The 16,409-nt window shown below is 71.2% G+C and carries 16 protein-coding genes; 9 read left to right on the forward strand and 7 right to left on the reverse strand.

All coding sequences use genetic code 11. From position 1 onward, the window contains the following. The first annotated feature begins 7 nt into the window (after positions 1-7). The 3 genes from ATK30_RS39510 to ATK30_RS39520 all read left to right on the forward strand — a co-directional run bounded on the left by ATK30_RS39510 (position 8) and on the right by ATK30_RS39520 (position 3,859). Positions 8-2,431 (forward strand): GcvT family protein, encoded by a 2,424-nt coding sequence (locus ATK30_RS39510; protein WP_101439806.1) that lies wholly within the window; start codon positions 8-10, stop codon positions 2,429-2,431. Positions 2,432-2,449: 18 nt separating this feature from the next. After that, positions 2,450-2,932, forward strand: coding sequence for a hypothetical protein (locus tag ATK30_RS39515; protein ID WP_101439807.1), 483 nt, complete (start codon positions 2,450-2,452; stop codon positions 2,930-2,932). A gap of 138 nt (positions 2,933-3,070) precedes the next feature. After that, positions 3,071-3,859 (forward strand): aldo/keto reductase, encoded by a 789-nt coding sequence (locus ATK30_RS39520; RefSeq protein ID WP_101439808.1) that lies wholly within the window; start codon positions 3,071-3,073, stop codon positions 3,857-3,859. Between the two features lie 98 nt (positions 3,860-3,957). On the opposite strand, the gene ATK30_RS39525 is transcribed toward ATK30_RS39520, so the two are convergent. The 6 genes from ATK30_RS39525 to ATK30_RS39550 all read right to left on the reverse strand — a co-directional run bounded on the left by ATK30_RS39525 (position 3,958) and on the right by ATK30_RS39550 (position 9,245). After that, entirely contained in the window at positions 3,958-4,644 is a 687-nt protein-coding gene (locus ATK30_RS39525; RefSeq protein WP_101439809.1) for a substrate-binding domain-containing protein, read from the reverse strand. A gap of 89 nt (positions 4,645-4,733) precedes the next feature. Continuing rightward, the gene (locus tag ATK30_RS39530; RefSeq protein WP_101439810.1) at positions 4,734-5,669 is read right to left on the reverse strand and encodes a 3-methyladenine DNA glycosylase; all 936 of its coding nucleotides are present in this window, start codon (positions 5,667-5,669) and stop codon (positions 4,734-4,736) included. 82 nt (positions 5,670-5,751) lie between these two features. Beyond that, a complete protein-coding gene (locus ATK30_RS39535; RefSeq protein WP_101439811.1) occupies positions 5,752-6,795 on the reverse strand; it encodes a hemolysin family protein in 1,044 nt (347 codons plus the stop codon). After that, entirely contained in the window at positions 6,792-8,114 is a 1,323-nt protein-coding gene (locus ATK30_RS39540) for a hemolysin family protein (protein ID WP_460431574.1), read from the reverse strand. The genes ATK30_RS39535 and ATK30_RS39540 overlap by 4 nt, the downstream gene beginning before the upstream one ends. Positions 8,115-8,465: 351 nt before the next feature. Further along, complete coding sequence (locus tag ATK30_RS46650; protein ID WP_244194867.1) at positions 8,466-8,618, reverse strand: hypothetical protein; 153 nt, start codon at positions 8,616-8,618, stop codon at positions 8,466-8,468. Between the two features lie 39 nt (positions 8,619-8,657). Beyond that, entirely contained in the window at positions 8,658-9,245 is a 588-nt protein-coding gene (locus tag ATK30_RS39550; protein ID WP_009078063.1) for a TetR/AcrR family transcriptional regulator, read from the reverse strand. Positions 9,246-9,428: 183 nt separating this feature from the next. Between ATK30_RS39550 and ATK30_RS39555 the strand changes: the two genes are divergently transcribed. The 4 genes from ATK30_RS39555 to pip are packed head-to-tail and all read left to right on the forward strand — an operon-like array spanning position 9,429 to position 12,292. Continuing rightward, entirely contained in the window at positions 9,429-9,761 is a 333-nt protein-coding gene (locus ATK30_RS39555; protein WP_101439813.1) for a hypothetical protein, read from the forward strand. A 34-nt stretch (positions 9,762-9,795) separates the two neighbouring features. Next, the gene (locus ATK30_RS39560) at positions 9,796-10,581 is read left to right on the forward strand and encodes a WXG100 family type VII secretion target (protein WP_158242567.1); all 786 of its coding nucleotides are present in this window, start codon (positions 9,796-9,798) and stop codon (positions 10,579-10,581) included. A gap of 24 nt (positions 10,582-10,605) precedes the next feature. After that, on the forward strand, positions 10,606-11,334 hold the full coding sequence (locus ATK30_RS39565; protein WP_101441313.1) for an ESX secretion-associated protein EspG: 729 nt from the start codon (positions 10,606-10,608) through the stop codon (positions 11,332-11,334). Between the two features lie 10 nt (positions 11,335-11,344). Beyond that, the gene (gene pip, locus ATK30_RS39570) at positions 11,345-12,292 is read left to right on the forward strand and encodes a prolyl aminopeptidase (RefSeq protein ID WP_101439815.1); all 948 of its coding nucleotides are present in this window, start codon (positions 11,345-11,347) and stop codon (positions 12,290-12,292) included. Between the two features lie 354 nt (positions 12,293-12,646). Here pip and ATK30_RS39575 read toward each other — a convergent pair whose 3' ends face one another. After that, a complete protein-coding gene (locus tag ATK30_RS39575) occupies positions 12,647-13,846 on the reverse strand; it encodes a Glu/Leu/Phe/Val dehydrogenase dimerization domain-containing protein (protein ID WP_101439816.1) in 1,200 nt (399 codons plus the stop codon). A 120-nt stretch (positions 13,847-13,966) separates the two neighbouring features. Between ATK30_RS39575 and ATK30_RS39580 the strand changes: the two genes are divergently transcribed. Both ATK30_RS39580 and ATK30_RS39585 read left to right on the forward strand, forming a co-directional pair. Further along, positions 13,967-14,893: a LysR family transcriptional regulator gene (locus tag ATK30_RS39580; protein WP_101439817.1), complete on the forward strand. Its 927-nt coding sequence runs from the start codon at positions 13,967-13,969 to the stop codon at positions 14,891-14,893. Between the two features lie 198 nt (positions 14,894-15,091). Beyond that, the gene (locus ATK30_RS39585; protein ID WP_101439818.1) at positions 15,092-16,354 is read left to right on the forward strand and encodes a glutamate-cysteine ligase family protein; all 1,263 of its coding nucleotides are present in this window, start codon (positions 15,092-15,094) and stop codon (positions 16,352-16,354) included. Positions 16,355-16,409 lie beyond the last annotated feature (55 nt).

Genomic DNA, 16,409 nt, shown 5'->3' on the forward strand with positions numbered 1-16,409 from the left:
AGTTCTCATGACCCGTGTCGTGATCATCGGCGCCGGAATCGTGGGCGCGAACCTCGCCGACGAGCTGACCCTGCGCGGCTGGACCGACGTCACCGTGCTCGACCAGGGCCCGCTGCCGCTGACCGGCGGTTCGACGTCGCACGCGCCCGGACTGGTGTTCCAGACCAACCCGTCGAAGGCGATGACCGAGTTCGCCGGCTACACCGTCCGCAAACTGCTCGACCTGGGCTGTTTCCACCAGGTCGGCGGCATGGAGGTGGCCAGCACCGCGGCGCGGTGGGAGGACCTGAAACGCAAGCACGGCTGGGCGACGTCGTGGGGCGTCGGCGCATACCTGATCGACCCGGACGAATGCGTCCGGCGCTGGCCGATGCTCGACCAGAACCAGATCTTCGGCGCGCTGTACGTCCCGACCGACGGGCTCGCTGTCGCCTCGCGCGCGGTGGAGGAGCTGATCAAACGGGCGTCGTCGCGCGGCGCGCGGTTCGCCGGCTCGACCCGGGTGACCGGCATCGAGCAGGCGAACGGCCGCGTCACCGGCGTGAAGACTCACGACGGGGAGATCCCGGCGGACATCGTGGTGTCCTGCGCCGGATTCTGGGGCCGGGAGATCGGCGAGATGGCCGGCATGACCGTGCCGCTGCTGCCGCTGGCCCACCAGTACGCGAAGACCGGCCAGCTCCCCGAACTGGCCGGAGCCGACCCGGTGCGCCCGGCGCTGCCGATCCTGCGCCATCAGGACCAGGACCTCTACTCCCGCCAGCACGGCGACCGGCTCGGCATCGGCTCGTACGCGCACCGCCCGATGCCGGTGGACACTTTCGCCGAACCCGGCGAGGTGACCGCGTCCGCGATGCCGTCGATGCTGCCGTTCACCGAGGACGATTTCGCGCCGTCGTGGGAGGAGAGCAAGCTGCTGCTGCCCGCGCTCGGGCAGACCAAGGCGGAGGAGGGCTTCAACGGCATCTTCTCCTTCACCCCGGACGGCGGTTCTCTCGTCGGCGAATCCTCGGACGTGCGCGGATTCTGGATCGCCGAGGCCATCTGGGTCACGCATTCGGCGGGCATCGCGAAGGCGGTCGCGGAGTCTATTGTGGACGGCCGCTCCGAAACCGATCTGCACGAGCTGGACGTGCACCGGTTCGAGGACGTCCAGCTGGCCCCGGAGTACATCCGGGAAACCGCGCAGCAGAACTTCGTGGAGATCTACGACGTGCTGCACCCGCTGCAGCCCCGGCTTTCGCCGCGCGACCTGCGGGTCAGCCCGTTCCACGCCCGCCAGCGCGAGCTGGGCGCGGTGTTCCTGGAGGCGGGCGGCTGGGAACGGCCGCACTGGTTCGAGGCCAACGCGTCGCTGCTGAAGGACCTGCCGCACGACTTCCTCCCGCCCGCGCGCGACGCCTGGGCCGGGCAGTTCCATTCGCCGATCGTGGCGGCGGAGGCCTGGCACACCCGAAACGGCGTGGCGATGTACGACATGACCCCGCTCAAGCGCGTCGAGGTCAGCGGCCCGGGTTCGCTGGAGTTCCTGCAGGGGCTCACGACGAACCAGCTGGCGAAGTCGGTCGGCTCGGTGACGTACACGCTGATGCTCGACGACGCGGGCGGCGTCCGCAGCGACATCACGGTGGCACGGCTGGAACCGGAGCTGTTCCAGGTCGGCATCAACGGCAACATCGACGTCGCGTACCTCCGCAGCCGGGCCCCGGAAGGCGTCCGGGTCCAGGACACCACCGGCGGCACCTGCTGCGTCGGCGTCTGGGGTCCGCTCGCCCGCGACCTGGTGCAACCGCTGTCGGCGGAAGACCTTTCGCACACCGGGCTCAAGTACTTCCGCGGCCGCCGGGCCCGGATCGCCGGGGTGCCGGTGACGATCCTGCGACTGTCCTATGTGGGCGAGCTCGGCTGGGAGATCTACACCTCCGCGGACAACGGCCAGCGCCTGTGGGACGCGCTGTGGCGCGCCGGGCAGCCGCTGGGCGTGATCGCGGCCGGGCGCGGTGCGTTCAACAGCCTCCGGCTGGAGAAGGGCTACCGGCTGTGGGGGACCGACATGACCACCGAGCACGACCCGTACGAGGCCGGGGTCGGGTTCGCGGTGCGTCCGGCGAAGGGCGACTTCGTCGGTCGGGCAGCCATCGACGGTCGCAGCGAAGGAACCTCGGCGCGGCGGCTGCGTTGCCTCACCGTGGACGACGGGCGGACTGTCGTGCTGGGCAAGGAACCGGTGTTCGTGGACGGCACCCCGGCGGGTTACGTCACGAGCGCGGCCTACGGCTACACGATCGGCCGCCCCATCGCCTACGCCTGGCTGCCGGGCTCGGTCGGGATCGGCGACCAGGTGCAGATCGAGTACTTCGGACGGCGGGTCGCCGCGACAGTGGCCGCGGAACCGCTGGTCGACCCCGGGATGGAGCGCATCCGGCGCTGAACGCGAAGGAGGCCCGCCATGCGGGACCAGATCGTGAGCGACTTCCTGAACACCCTCGCCCGGCCCGCGATCCCGGCTCCGGCCGGGGCCACGGTCGCGGCTCTCGCCCTCGCCCAGGCGGCGGCCCTGCTGAGCCGGGCCGCCGGCGGCGATGCGGAAGCGGACCACCTGACGCGCCATGCGTTGCGGCTGGCGGAAATCGACGCCCACGCCGTCACGCACGACGTCCCCGACCGCGCCCAGCCCGCCGCGGATGTGGTCGCCGCGGCGGGGGAGGTCGTCCGGGTGGCGGAACGCCTGTTGTCCACTGTGGACTCCGCGGCGCTGGCGGACGTCTCCGCGGCCGCGGAAATGGCGCGTTCCTCCGCGATGACCGCACGAGTCGCGGTCGAGGCCCGGCACGGCGTCCTGCTCGCCGCGGAGCCGGACGAGGTCGCCGAGAGAGCCGCCCGGGTCACGGAGGCGGTGCGGGCCCGTGAAGGACTCCTCGAAGGAATCTGATTCCCTCAAGGGGCCCTTCACGGACGTCGGGCGGCGGATTGCGGCAGGGGGCGCAAGCGGCGGCGACCAGGGAATGGCAAGATCTCCGGTGTTCCCCAGGAGACCTGTTCCCGAGAACACCGCAGTGAGGATCGCCGCATGGCTGTGCCGCCCCTGCTCACGCTGAACAACTCGGTCGCCATCCCGCAGCTCGGACTCGGCATGTACCAGGTCCGGCCCGACCAGGTCGCGAAGGTCGTCGCGACGGCGTTCGACGCCGGGTACCGCAGCATCGACACCGCCGCCATGTACGGCAACGAGGCCGAGGTCGGCGCGGCGGTGCGGGAGTCCGGGTTGCCGCGCGAGGACGTCTTCGTCACCACCAAGGTCTGGAACACCGACCACGGCTACGACAACACCCTGCGCGCGTTCGACCGCAGCGCCGAGGCGCTCGGCCTGGGCCCGGTCGACCTGTACCTGATCCATTGGCCGAAACCGGAGCTGGACCGCTACGTCGAGACCTGGCGCGCGCTCGAACGGCTGCTGAACGAGGGCCGGGTGCGGGCGATCGGCGTGTCGAACTTCGGCATCGACCATCTGCGGCGCCTGCTCGACGAGACCGACGTCGTGCCGGTGGTGAACCAGGTCGAACTGCACCCGTGGCAGCAGCAGGCCCCGCTGCGCGCGTTCCACGCCGAGCACGGCATCGCGACCGAGGCGTGGAGCCCGCTGGCCCGCGGCAGGCACCTGAACGACCGGGTGGTCACCTCGCTGGCGGCGAAGTACGGGAAGACGCCCGCCCAGCTGGTGCTGCGCTGGCATCTGCAGCAGGGCATCATCACGATCCCGAAATCGGCGACCCCCTCGCGGATCCGGGAGAACGCGGACGTGTTCGACTTCGAACTGGCCGAGGACGACCTGCTGGCGCTGGCCGAACTCGACTCCTGAGAGGCCTCGCCCGCCAGCCGCTAGCCCGGCCCCGCCCCGAACGCACAGCGCCGCCCCGGCCCGGGTGCGGGCGGAGGCGGCGCTGGTGCGGTCAGGGATCAGGAGGCGCGGATGCCCGCCGCCGCGAAGTCGGCCAGCTGCGCCGGTTCCTTCAGGAACGCCCGGAAGCTCTGCGTGCCGCGCTGCTGGACCTCGTCGATCGACGTGCCGGACAGGCCGACGAACGGGTAGTCCGCGGGCGGGCCGGAGCCGATCGGCATCGCGGGCGAGCCGATGACGTCGGGCTTGGCCTTCGACAGCTGGGTGATCCAGTACGACGATTCGGGGATCCAGCCGTCGGGCAGGCCGCCGATGGAGTCGAGCGAGGACTTGCCGGTGAGCGCGTTCAGCACGTCGGACGCGGGCTTGCTCTGCACGGCCACGTGCACGCAGCTGCCGTGCACCTGCGTCAGGTCCTGGTTCCACCGCGCCGCCGCGGCCTCGACCGGCTTGGCGATCTGCGGGGTCACCACGATCCGGACGTCGGTGCGGCCGCCGTTGCAGCTGGCGGCCTGCGCCTCGGCGCGGTTGTTGAGCACGCTGTCGGCCCAGTTCCAGCCGACGACGCCGAGCGCGGCGAGCACCACGAGCCCCAGGGCCACGAGCGGCCACTTCGCGATCCGCCTGCGCGGCGCCTTCTTGGCGACGATCCGGTGCGAGCCGGTCGTCTCGCTGCGGCCGGCGGGCCGCTTGGGCGGATCGAGGGGATGCGGCACCGGCTCCTCGGGCAGGCTGTGACGCCCCATCGTTGTCCTTTCGTGATGTGCACAACACGCTCAGTCATGCAATCGAATCGTTATCACTCTATCAGGCCAGCGACCTGCAGTGAATACCGTTACGCAGAGTTGCCGGTTCCGTGGTCCAGCGACTTCGGCACGGGTTCCGGCGGCTTCGCCGGGTCGGCGAGAAGCGCGCGGCAGAGGCCGATCAGGCGGGCCCGCAGCGGCGCGGCCCGCTCGGCGAATCCGGCTTGGGCACGGGCGTAGGAGGCCCGCCCTTCGGCGGTCTCGATCGGCACCGGCCGGTAGCCGTAGTCCGACAGATCGTACGGGCTGGCCCGCATGTCCAGTTCACGGACGTCCGCGGCGAGCGCAAAACAGTCGCCGACCAGCTCGGCGGGCACGAACGGATCGAGCTTGTACGCCCATTTGAACAGATCCATGTTCGCGTGCAGGCAGCCCGGCTGCTCCAGCTCGACCTGCGCTTCCCGAGTCGGCGCGAGCGTGTTGCGCGGCCGTGCCGGAGCGGTGAAGAACCGGAACGCGTCGTAGTGCCCGCACCGGATGTCCATCGATTCCACGACCTCGTCGGTCCTCGCCGACCCGAGCCGCAGCGGGACCTGCGCGTGCCGCACCGAGTCCGCGGGCTCGCGGTAGACCATGGCCCACTCGTGCAGTCCGAAGCAGCTCAGCCGCGGCGACCGGGACGCCGTGGCCGACAGCAGCTTCAGCACGAACTCGGCGGTGCGCGCCCGGCGGCCCGTGAAAGCCGCCGGGTCGAGCATCACTCCGGCCTCGGTCTCGACGTAGGCCGGACGCTCGAGGAACCGCCGGGCCGACGGCCCCGCGAGCACCACGCCCGGACCCGGCTGCCAGCGTTCGAGGTGGCCGGGCCGATGCGAGTAGTAGGTGAACAGGAAATCCAGCACCGGATGCTTCTCGCCGCGCGCCCGGCGTTCCTGGTGCGGCCCGGTCCACGCGCGCATCCGCTCGGCGTGCGCTCGCTCCCGGGCCTGCCAGTCCGCCTCGGCGAGCACCATCGGCGCACTCATGCCGCCGCCTCCTTGGCGAGTTTCACGCTGGTCATCGGGGAGGCGGCTGCATGAGTGCTGATGATTCGCTGGCAAGCTGCGCTCATGCCGCCACGTGGGTGCCGTCGCGCACGGTGCCCACGTATTCCTCGACGAGATCTTCCAGCGCCACCACGCCGACGGCCGCGCCGGAAGCGTCGAGCGCCCGCGCGAGGTGGCTGCCTTCCTTGCGCATGGCCGAAAGCGCGACGTCGAGCCGCGCGTCCGACCGCAGTTCGGTGAGCGCCCGCGTCTTGTCGTCCGGTATCACCGTGCCGGGGTCCTGGCCGACGAGGTCGAGAACGTCCTTGACGTGGATGTAGCCGGTGAGCGAACCGTCCTCGGTGCACACGGGGAACCGCGAGAACCCGGTGGTGGACACCGCGCGCTCGACGTCGCCGAGCGTCGGCCCGCAAGGGAGCGTCCTGAGTTCCGAGGTGGGCACCAGAACGTCCGCGACGGTCTTGGCGACCGACGACAGCGTCTGCGAAAGCCGCTGGTGCTCGGACTGGTCGAGCAGGCCCTCCTGGCGCGATTCGCTGAGCAGTTCGGCCAGTTCGTCGGAGCTGTACGCGGTTTCCAGCTCGTCCTTCGGCTCGACCTTCATCAGACGCAGCAAGGAGTTCGCGGCGAAGTTGAGGAACGCGATGACCGGGTTCGCCACCTTCACCCACGCCACGTGCACCGGCACGAGCCACAGCGCCAGCCGCTCCGGCTCGGCGATCGCGAGGTTCTTCGGCACCATCTCGCCGATCAGCACGTGCAGCATCGTGATGAACGCCAGCGCGATCGCGAACGAGATCGGGTGCAGCAGCTCGTCGGGCAGGCCGAGCAGGTCGAAGAACCCGGACAGCCGGTGCGCGACCGCGGGCTCGCCGAGGCGGCCGAGCAGCAGCGAGCAGATGGTGATCCCGAGCTGGGCCCCGGCGAGCATCCGCGACACGTGCTTGCTCGCGTTGATGACGATCTGCGCACGCGTCTTTCCCTGTTCCAGCAACGCTTCCAGCCGGTCGCGGCGCGACGAGATCAGCGTGAATTCCGCGCCCACGAAGAACGCGTTGGCCAGCAGCAGGACCACGACGAGGGCGATGTTCAGCCAGTCGCTCACGCGGTCACCTCGCGTTCGGCCGGGCGGACCTGGACCTCGGCGACGCGGTGCCGGTCCATGCTGGTGACCGCGAGCCGCCAGCCGTCGACCTCGACTTCGTCGCCCTCGGCCGGGATGGCGCCGAGGCGCTCCAGGATCAGGCCGGCGATCGTTTCGTAGTCGCCCTCGGGCATCCGGAAGCCGGTGACGTCCCGGACCTCGTCCGCGCGCAGCTGCCCGGACACGAGCCAGCGGTCCGCGCCGAGCTGCTGCGCGGCCGGGGCCTCGCGCTCGTCGTGCTCGTCGCGGACGTCGCCGATGATCTCCTCGACCACGTCCTCCAGCGTGACCAGCCCGGCGGTGCCGCCGTACTCGTCCACCACGATCGCGAGCTGGAAGCGCGAATCGCGCAGCCGGTTCAGCAGATCGTCGCCGGGAAGCGACTCCGGCACCGTCGGCACCGGGCGCATCGCCGAGCGGATCCGGGTGGTCGCGCGGTCCGCGGCGGGGACGGCGAACGCCTGTTTGACGTGCACCGCGCCCTGGACGTCGTCGAGATCCTCGGTGTAGACCGGGAACCGCGAGAACCCGGTGCGCCGGGAGATGTCGATCAGGTCGTCGATCGTGTCGTCGACGGTGAGCGATTCGACCTGCACGCGCGGGGTCATCAGCTCGTCCGCGGTGCGGTCGCCGAAGCGCAGCGACCGGTCCAGCAGCTCCGCGGTGGAGGTGTCGAGCTTCCCGCTTTCCGCGCTGGAGCGGACGATCGAGCCCAGCTCCTGCGGCGACCGCGCCGAACGGAGCTCCTCCTGCGGCTCGATGCCGAACTTGCGGACGAGGAAGTTCGCGCTGTTGTTCATCAGCGTGATGAGCCAGCGGAACAGCGCGGAGAACCGGGCGTGGTAGCCGGAAACGGCGCGGGCGGTCGGCAGCGGCCGGGCGATCGCGATGTTCTTCGGCACCATCTCGCCGAGGATCATCGACAGGAACGTGGCCAGCACCAGCGCGACCGCCACCGCGACCCCGGCCGCCGCCGAAGCGGGCAGGCCCATCGCGTCGAGCAGCGGGCGGACGAGGTCGCCGATGAGCGGTTCGGCGAGGAAACCGGTGACCAGCGTGGTGAGCGTGATCGCGACCTGCGCGCCGGACAGCTGGAAGCTCAGCGTGCGGTGCGCCTTCTGCACCGTGCGCGAACGCTTGTCACCGACCTGGCGGACGTTCGCGTCGACCGTGCTGCGCTCGAGCGCGGTCAGCGAGAACTCGGCGGCCACGGCGAGGCCGGTGCCGATCGTGAGGAGGAGGAAGAGCAGCACGCCGAGCACGGAAAGCAGGACGTGGATCACGGCGCACCGGCCGGAACGGCGGAACGGACGGCAGGCGGGAAGCCGGGTCGTCGGAGACCCGGCCCGGTACTGTCACCGGGCGATGGCGCAGCGCGCACGGATGGAAGTCACTCCTCGGGAGAACTGGGTTGTAGTGCGACGATGCCGACAATCGTACCGGGTCCGGGCAGCCGCGCCGCGACAGGACGCGAACCCGGCTCCGGGTTTTCCGCCCCGCCAGGGCGGGGGACAGCGGCTCGGCCAGCGGTGTCGCGGCCAGGTCGCGCGGTGCTCCGCTCGGCGGGCGAGTTCGGGGAGTTACGGAAAACACGCCGCGCGGAGGCGTCGGGCTCTGTCCACTGTGGTGTTTCAGCGCGGCCGACGGCCCAGCAAGGCCACGAGGGGGCCGACCTCCTCGAGCGTCGCTCCGGCGCGCAGATGCGGTACCCAGAGTTGTTCGACGGTCAGATGGTTCACCAGATCGCGTACCGATGCGCTGCCGTGGGCGGCGAGGAGATCCACGGCGCACAGTTCACCCGAACCCGGCGGTCGCGCGGGTGCCTAGCCGCGCGCGCCCGGCCGGTGGCGCCGCACGGTTTCTTCGACCAGGTCGAGCACCGGGCCGAGATCGTCGCCGGGCAGGCCCATCGCGAGGTGCGAGACGAGCCCTTCGAGCACGAGTTCCAGGAACGCGGTGAGCACGCTGACGTCGACGTCGTCGCGCAGGTTGCCGGCCTTGCGCTGCCATTCGAGACGGTCGCGGGTGGCCTCGGTCAGCTGCTGCGAGCGTTCCGCCCACCGGCCGCGGAACTCCGGGTCGGTGCGCAGCCGCCGGGACACCTCCAGCCGGGTGCCGAGCCAGTCCGCCGGGTGTTCGCTGTTCCCGGCCAGCAGGTCGCGCATGACCTGGACCAGGCCCTGTTCGGCGACGACGTCGGCCATCCGCACCGCGTCGTCCTCGGCGAGGGCGAGGAAGAGCGATTCCTTGTCGCGGAAGTGGTGGAAGATGGCCCCGCGCGACAATCCGGTCGCTTCTTCGAGGCGGCGTACTGTGGCGCCCTCGTAGCCGTAGCGTGCGAAGCACACGCGCGAGCCGTCGAGGATCTGCCGGCGGCGTGCGTCGAGGTGATCCTGGCTGACCCGTGGCATCCTGAAATCCTGACATCGCGGACCGGGTTCTCGCAATCCGTACGTACGTACTGTGACGTGACGGGGGAACGGATGCGCGCGGTCACACTGCCGGGTTCTCGGCTGACACGACCGTGCCGGTTGACTACGCTGTGCACATCACGACTGCACCTCACGACGTGAGCACCGGGAAAGGGAGCGGCCTTGGTCATCGGCGAGTCGGGCCGTGCGCGGGGCGGTTTCGCCATGGACGCGGCGGAGCTGACCGCCGTCATCCGGCTGTGGGAGGACCAGCTCGGCAAGATCGCCGCCGACGGCCGCGCGATCGACGAGATCCTCGAGGTCTTCGCGGCTCCCGGCGCCGACCCGGCGAGCGCGGAGTACGCCGCCGCCGGCGCGGACTCCCTGCGCACGCTGCGCGACCAGAACGAGGCGCTGCACCGGTACGCCGCCGGATACCTCGACAAGCTGCGCACCGCGCGGGACCGGACAGCCGAGGCGGACCGGGCCGGCGCCGATCTCGGCCGCGGCCGGTAAGCGGACGATCCCGGCTGCGCACGAAGGGAACCAGGTGGACGGCAAGCAGATCTTCGACAACTTCCGCGGCGGCGACACGTCCGGGTTGCGTGCTGCCGCGGCGAAGGTCCAGGAGCTTTCCGCGGCGTACCTGGAGCGCGCACAGAGCGTGAAAGAGCTGCAGGAGCGGATGGTGCGGTCGTGGACCGGCGACTCCGCGGACGCGGCGAAGGCGGGCGCGGGACCGGTCGAGGCCGGGTTCCGGGAGTCCGCCGATCCGCTCGACCTCACCAGCGCGTCGATGGACACCCAGGCCAGCAGCTTCGAAAGCTCGCGGCACGCGGTCGTCGAGGTGCCGCCGCGGCCGGAGCGGCCGCAGCCGTGGGCCGGGCCGCTGCAGGCGGTGCTGCCCGCGTCGGCCGCGCCAGCGTCCTTTCAGGACGGAATCGACCGGTTCCACGCCGCGAACGAGAACAACGTCCGGGTGATGGAGCAGTACCACGGCGTCACGGTGAACACGAAACGCGTGCTGCCGAAGCAATACGGCCCGATCGTGCCCGATGCCGCCGCGATCCGCCGGACCTCTCCGGACAGCACGACCACGCAGGCCGCGGCGAGCCACGACCGGAACGGCCCCGGCGCCGCGGTGCTCCCCGCTCCGGTGAGCGAACCGTCCCAGCGCGGCTCGGGACCGGCCGTCGGCGGCGCTCCGGCCGCACCGGGTAGTCCCGGCGACGGCCTGCACTGGCGGCCGGACTATCTCCTCGAGCCCGACCCGGAGGGCGTTTTCGGCCTCGACGGTTCGGCGACCCTGCCGGTTCTCGGCGACGAGGAGGAGTAGCCGGTGGCCGATCCGGCGGGACGAGTGGACGTCCCGGTCGAAGCGCTCGCGGCGCTGGCCGAACGCGAGCAGGTGGGCCGCTTGCACGTGACGCTGCGGCCGGATCCGGCGTGGCTGTCGGAAACCGAGCGCGACGAAGCGGCCAAACGGGTGGACGACGCGCTGGCGGTGGCCGGACTGGTCGACTCGCGCGGCCGGGCCACGGTGGACTTCCTCGACTGGCTGCCGCTGCTCGTGCGCCCGGTCATCGAGTACTACGGCTGGGTCGCGACCGGCGACCGCACGTACGGCGTGCTCGCCGCGGCGAGCGGATTGCAGGCGGTGCTCGCGGTGTCGGACGGCGAACACGTCGGAGTCCAGGAGATCGACCGCGAGCGCGTGCTGGAAACGCTCGTCGAGCAGTTGCCGGCGGTCGGCCCGGGCGGCGGGCAGGTGCGCAGTGTGCGCGTCGCGGACTTGACGGAAGCCGCCCGGCGCGGCGAGGACGCTTTTCCGTTGGACCCGGTGTTGTCGGACGTGCTAACTCTGGTGCAGCGTCCGGTGCACGGCAGCGGAGAACTGTATGCGGGACGGCGCGACGATGTCGGCCGGTACGTCCGGCTGGAAGAACCATTGCACTACGCGGACACGGACTGGGGCCGGTACCTGAGCTACACCGTCGGGGCCGGGCCGGACGCGGAAATCCGGATCGGGCCGGCCGGCCCGGCTGAACTCTGCGGTGCGCTGCGGGCTCTGGAGCGCACCCTGAACTGAGGGGAACGCGGTGCGCTATCCGGAAATCGAGCCGTACGACAGCGGGATGCTCGACGTCGGCGACGGGCACCAGGTGTACTGGGAAACCTGCGGCGACCCCGACGGCAAACCCGTAGCGGTCCTGCACGGCGGCCCGGGAACCGGCTGCAGCGAAGGAATGCGCCGGTTCTTCGATCCGGAGCGCTACCGGATTGTCCTGCTGGACCAGCGCGGCAGCGGCCGCAGCACCCCGCACGCGGGCGACAGTGTCGAGGCGCTGAAGGCGAACACCGCCAGCCACCTGATCAGCGATTTCGAATTGCTGCGGGAAAAACTGGGAATCGAACGCTGGCAGCTTTTCGGCGGTTCCTGGGGCTGCGTGCTAGGCCTGACTTACGCGGTGCGGCATCCGGAGCGGGTGACCGAAATCGTCATGATGGGCCTGGCCACCGACCGCCAGATCGAAATCGACCACCTGACCGGCGGCCTGGGCGAAATGTTCCCGGAGGCCTTCGCCCGATTCCGCGAAGGCGTACCGGAAAACGACCGAGACGGCGACCTGGCCGCGGCCTACTGCCGCCTGCTGACGGACCCGGACCCGGCAGTCCACGAGGCCGCCGCGCAAGCTTGGTGCGCTTGGGAAACCGCCATGCTGCCCGGCGTCCCGCCCTCCCCGAAATTCGACGACCCGAGGTTCCGCCTGGGCTTCGCCCGCCTGGTCACCCACTACTTTTCGCAAGGCTGCTTTCTGGAAGACGGCGCCATCCTTCGCGACGCACATCGGCTGGCCGGAATCCCCGTCGTCCTGGTGCAAGGCGTCCTGGATCTGAGCAGCCTGGTCGGCACCCCCTGGCTCCTGGAACGCGCGATTCCCGACGCAGAACTGATCCTCGTCAGCGGCGCGGGCCACACCACCGCCGTCCCCTCGATGGAAGAAGCCCTGATCGGCGCGACGGACAAATTCGCCACCCGTCCGTGAAGGGGCCCTTCACGGACGTGGATTCCCTGAAGGAGCCCTTCACGACCCGCAAGCGTTTCGGCGACACACCGAACGCGGCATCGGGGCGCCAGCCCCGGCCGCGAACCGCAGCCGACCTTCCCCAGCCCGCGCCGACTCACCGCCAAAACCGCAGCCAACCCACTCAACAGATCCAGGCACCCACACCACCCCCGCACCCCGATACGAAGCCTCCCTGCGGTCTGGGGGTGCTTGTCAAGGCATCTTTCCCGCCTTGACAAGCACCCCCAGACCGTCAGCACACTCAGGCTTCGGGGTGCCCCACGCACACACCCACCTGCGATGTCGCCGACAGGCGACGAGCCACCCCACCGCTCACGGAATCATCAGCACAGGAGCCCCCTGCGGACTGAGCGCCTCCGCGGTCCGCGCCTCCCGCACCGCCTCAGCCTGCTGCAACGCCGTGACCCGCGGCGGAACCCGGTCCAAATGCCACTCCGCCAACACCAGCGCCACCTTGGCCTGCATCTCCGTCCGGAGCCGCAAGAAGGAATCGGCCGGATCCGCCCCGACCTCCCCGAGGAGCAGCCACCAAGCCCAAGCCGCAGCCCCGGCGTTGGCGATGAAGTCCGGGATCACCGCGACCCCACGCGCCGACAGCGCCGCCTCGGCCTCCGGAGTCGTAGCCGCGTTGGCCGCCTCCACGACCACCTTGGCCTTGACCAGATTCTCGTTGTCCACCCGCAACGCGTACGAAATCGCCGCCGGCACGAAGATGTCCGCGTCAGCCGCCACCACCGCCTCGCGCGGCAGCGACTGGACCCCCTCCGGCAACCGCGCGCGATCGACCTCCCCGAACCGGTCGCGCAGCTCGAGCAGTGCGGGCACATCCAGGCCCTCGGGGTCGTACAACGTCCCCGCGGCGTCCGCGACCGCGACGACCTTCATCCCCGCCTCGTGCAGGTACCAGGCCGCGCCGCCGCCCATCGTGCCGATGCCCTGGATCGCGACAGTCGTCTCCTCAATGCCCCAGCCCCAGGTGTTCGCCGCGCCGAGGCAAGCCTGCGCCACGCCGTAGCCGCCGATCACGTCGCCGAGCAGCTGCCCGCCCGGGACCGGCGCGTTGAGCCCGGCCTGCACCCGGCGGAGCGTGCGTTCGGGATCGGCCGAGCGGCGGATCGCGGCGTGGTACGACTGCTCCAGCCCCAGCGTCGCGAAAACCTCGTCGATGAGGTGCTGCGGCACGCCGAGGTCCTCGGCGGTCACCCAGCTGGCGTCCAGCCACGGGCGCAGGAATTCGCAGAAGCGGGTGAGCACGCCGGTCGCGCGCGGGTCCTTGGGGTCGAAGTCGATGCCGCCCTTCGCGCCGCCGACCGGGAGGTTGAAAGCGGCTGTCTTGTTGGCCATGCCGCGCGCGAGGTCCGCCACCTCGTCGACGGTGCAGCCGGCGCGCATCCGCGTGCCGCCCGTGGCGACGCCGGAGACCAGGCTGTGCACGACCAGGTAGCCGTGCGCACCCGTGACGGGGTCGGTCCACGTGAGCTTCATCAGCGGTTCGGCGATCCGCGGGTCCATCGAGCCACTCACCTCCTCGAGTCCTTGGCGGCGCTGTTCGCCGCCTGCTTTCGAGGGTGGGGCCGGAGCGGGGCCCGCGTCCATTTACCGAATGTGCACGAAGTTGTTTAGGGTTCGTACATGGAGCTTTCGCTGCATCGCTTGAGGATGCTCCGGGAACTGCACCGCAGGGGCACGGTCACCGCGGCCGCGGTGGCGCTGCATTACACCGCTTCGGCGGTATCCCAGCAACTCGCGCAGCTCGAACGCGACGTCGGCGCGAAACTGTTCGAACGGCTCGGCCGCCGGGTGCAGCTGACCGAACTCGGCATGCTGCTCACCGAGCACGCCGAGGACATCCTGAGCTCGGTGGAGCGGGCGACGCTCGCGCTGGAGGAGGCGCAGGGCTCGGTGTCCGCCCGGCTGACCGCGGGCGTCTGGGCGTCGGTCGCGTCCGGTCTGCTGCCGACCGCGCTCACCGCGCTCGCCGCCGACTACCCGGGAATCCAAGTGCGGACGAAGGAACTGGCCCCGGAAGCGACCGCGGAGGCGGTCCGGGACGGCACGCTGGACCTGTCGTTCGTCATCGACTACTCCGACGCCCCGATGGAGCTGAGCGACGGGCTGGAGCGCGCGGTCGTGGCGGTGGAGCGGCTGCACGCGGCGGTCCCGGCGGGCGCGCTGCCGTCCGCCACGGCGCCGCTCGACGCGCTGGCCGAGCACCCGTGGATCCTCGCGAGCCCGAAGTCCCATTTCGGCCGTGCGATCCGGATCGCCTGCCAGCGGCACGGTTTCCAGCCGAAGATCAACCACGAGGTCGAGGAGCAGTCGACCGCGATGGCGATGGTGGGCGCCGGGCTCGGCGTCACCCTGGTGTCGGATCTCGGCCTGCGGTTGCTGCGGCCGCCGGGGATCGACGTGGTCGCGCTCGCCCCGCCGCTGCTGCGGACGGTGTCGATCGCCTACCGGCGCACCGAGATCCGGCGCCCGGCGCTGCACCTGGTGATCGGCGCGGTGCAGGAGGCCGCGGCCGAGCTGGGGCTGGGCACCGAGCCCGCCTTGCCGTGACCGGGGTGCCCCGGATGGAGCAGTGCCCGCTGTTCCCGCGAGGATGATCCGTTCGGTGAACTCCCAGGTCAGCCTGGATTACGAGTTCCTTATCGGTCGTCGCCGGGGCTTCGCGGCCCTGTTTTTGTCGGACCCCGCGTGTAGCGTCGCGAAGCGACGAGGTCCGGCCCCGCGGACCTCCTGAACGGACGGCGACAGATGACCGCAGTGCACGATTTTCCGGACAGATCCGGGAGTGCGGCGAACCTGACCGCGCGGGTGCTTGCCGACCGCGCGGAAGGGGAGCAGTACGTCGCGTCGGTGTGTTTCAAGCACGGCCCTCCGAGACTGCTCGGCGTGGAGCTGGAGTTCACCGTGCACCATTCCGGCGACCCGGCCCGCCCCCTCGACCCCGACGTCCTCGCCACGGCGCTCGGTCCGCACACCCCGCGGACGCTGCGCCCCGACAGTCCCGCGGTCCCGCTCCCGGCCGGTGCGCCGGTGAGCCTGGAGCCCGGGTGCCAGGTGGAGATCTCAGCTCCGCCGCAGGCCTCGCTGCGTGCGCTGCACGCGGCTGTGGAGGCCGATCTCGCTCATCTCACCGCTCTTCTCGCCCGCCACGGCCTCGAACTCGGGGCCGCGGGCATCGACGCGCACCGCCCTCCCCGGCGCGTTCTGCGCACCCCTCGCTACGCCGCCATGGAACGCCGGTTCGCCCCCATCGGGGCGGGCGGCATCACCATGATGTGCAGTACCGCGGGCCTGCAGATCTGCGTGGACGCGGGCGAGGCCGATGAGGTCGCCGCGCGCTGGGCGGCCGCGCACGCGATGGGTCCGCCGCTGCTGGCGCTGTTCGCGAATTCCCGCGTGCACGCCGGATCGGACACCGGATTCGCGTCGGCGCGCTGGCTCGCGGTGCGGGAAACCGAGCCGGTCCGCACGCAGTCGCCCGAGCCGGGCGCGGACCCGGCGCGCGAATGGGCCCGCCGGATGATGGACACGCCGCTGATGGTGTTCCCGCGCGGCGAACGGCCGTGGGACGCGCCGGAAGGGCTGACCTTCGCCGAGTGGATCGGCGGCCGGGGCGCGGCCGCCGTGCTGCGCCGCCCGACGGTCGCGGACCTCGACTACCACCTCACCACGATGTTCACCCCGGTGCGGCCGCGGGGCTATCTCGAGCTGAGATACCTGGACGGGCAGCCGCCGGGGGAATGGCTGGCTCCGGTGGCGCTGGTCACCGGGCTGCTGGCGAATCAGTCCACTGTGGACAAAGTGCGCGAGGTGTGCGCGCCGGTGGCCGGCCGCTGGGACGGCGCCGCCCGGTGCGGGATGGCCGACGCGCAGCTGGCGGCGGTCGCCAGCGAACTGGTGGAGCTGGGCATCGCCGGGCTCCCGGCCGCCGGGCTCCCCGGCGGCACCGCGGCCCGGCTCGCCGCCGGGCTGCGCGCCCGGGCCGCCGGGGTGCCGCGCCAATCCCGATGAGCAGGACCGAGAACACCGCCGGGCCGGGCGCCCGGCGAACCGGACTCGAGGAGTC

Origin of the sequence: Amycolatopsis echigonensis (genome assembly GCF_002846615.1) — a bacterium.
In the GTDB taxonomy this organism is placed as follows: Bacteria; Actinomycetota; Actinomycetes; order Mycobacteriales; family Pseudonocardiaceae; genus Amycolatopsis; species Amycolatopsis echigonensis.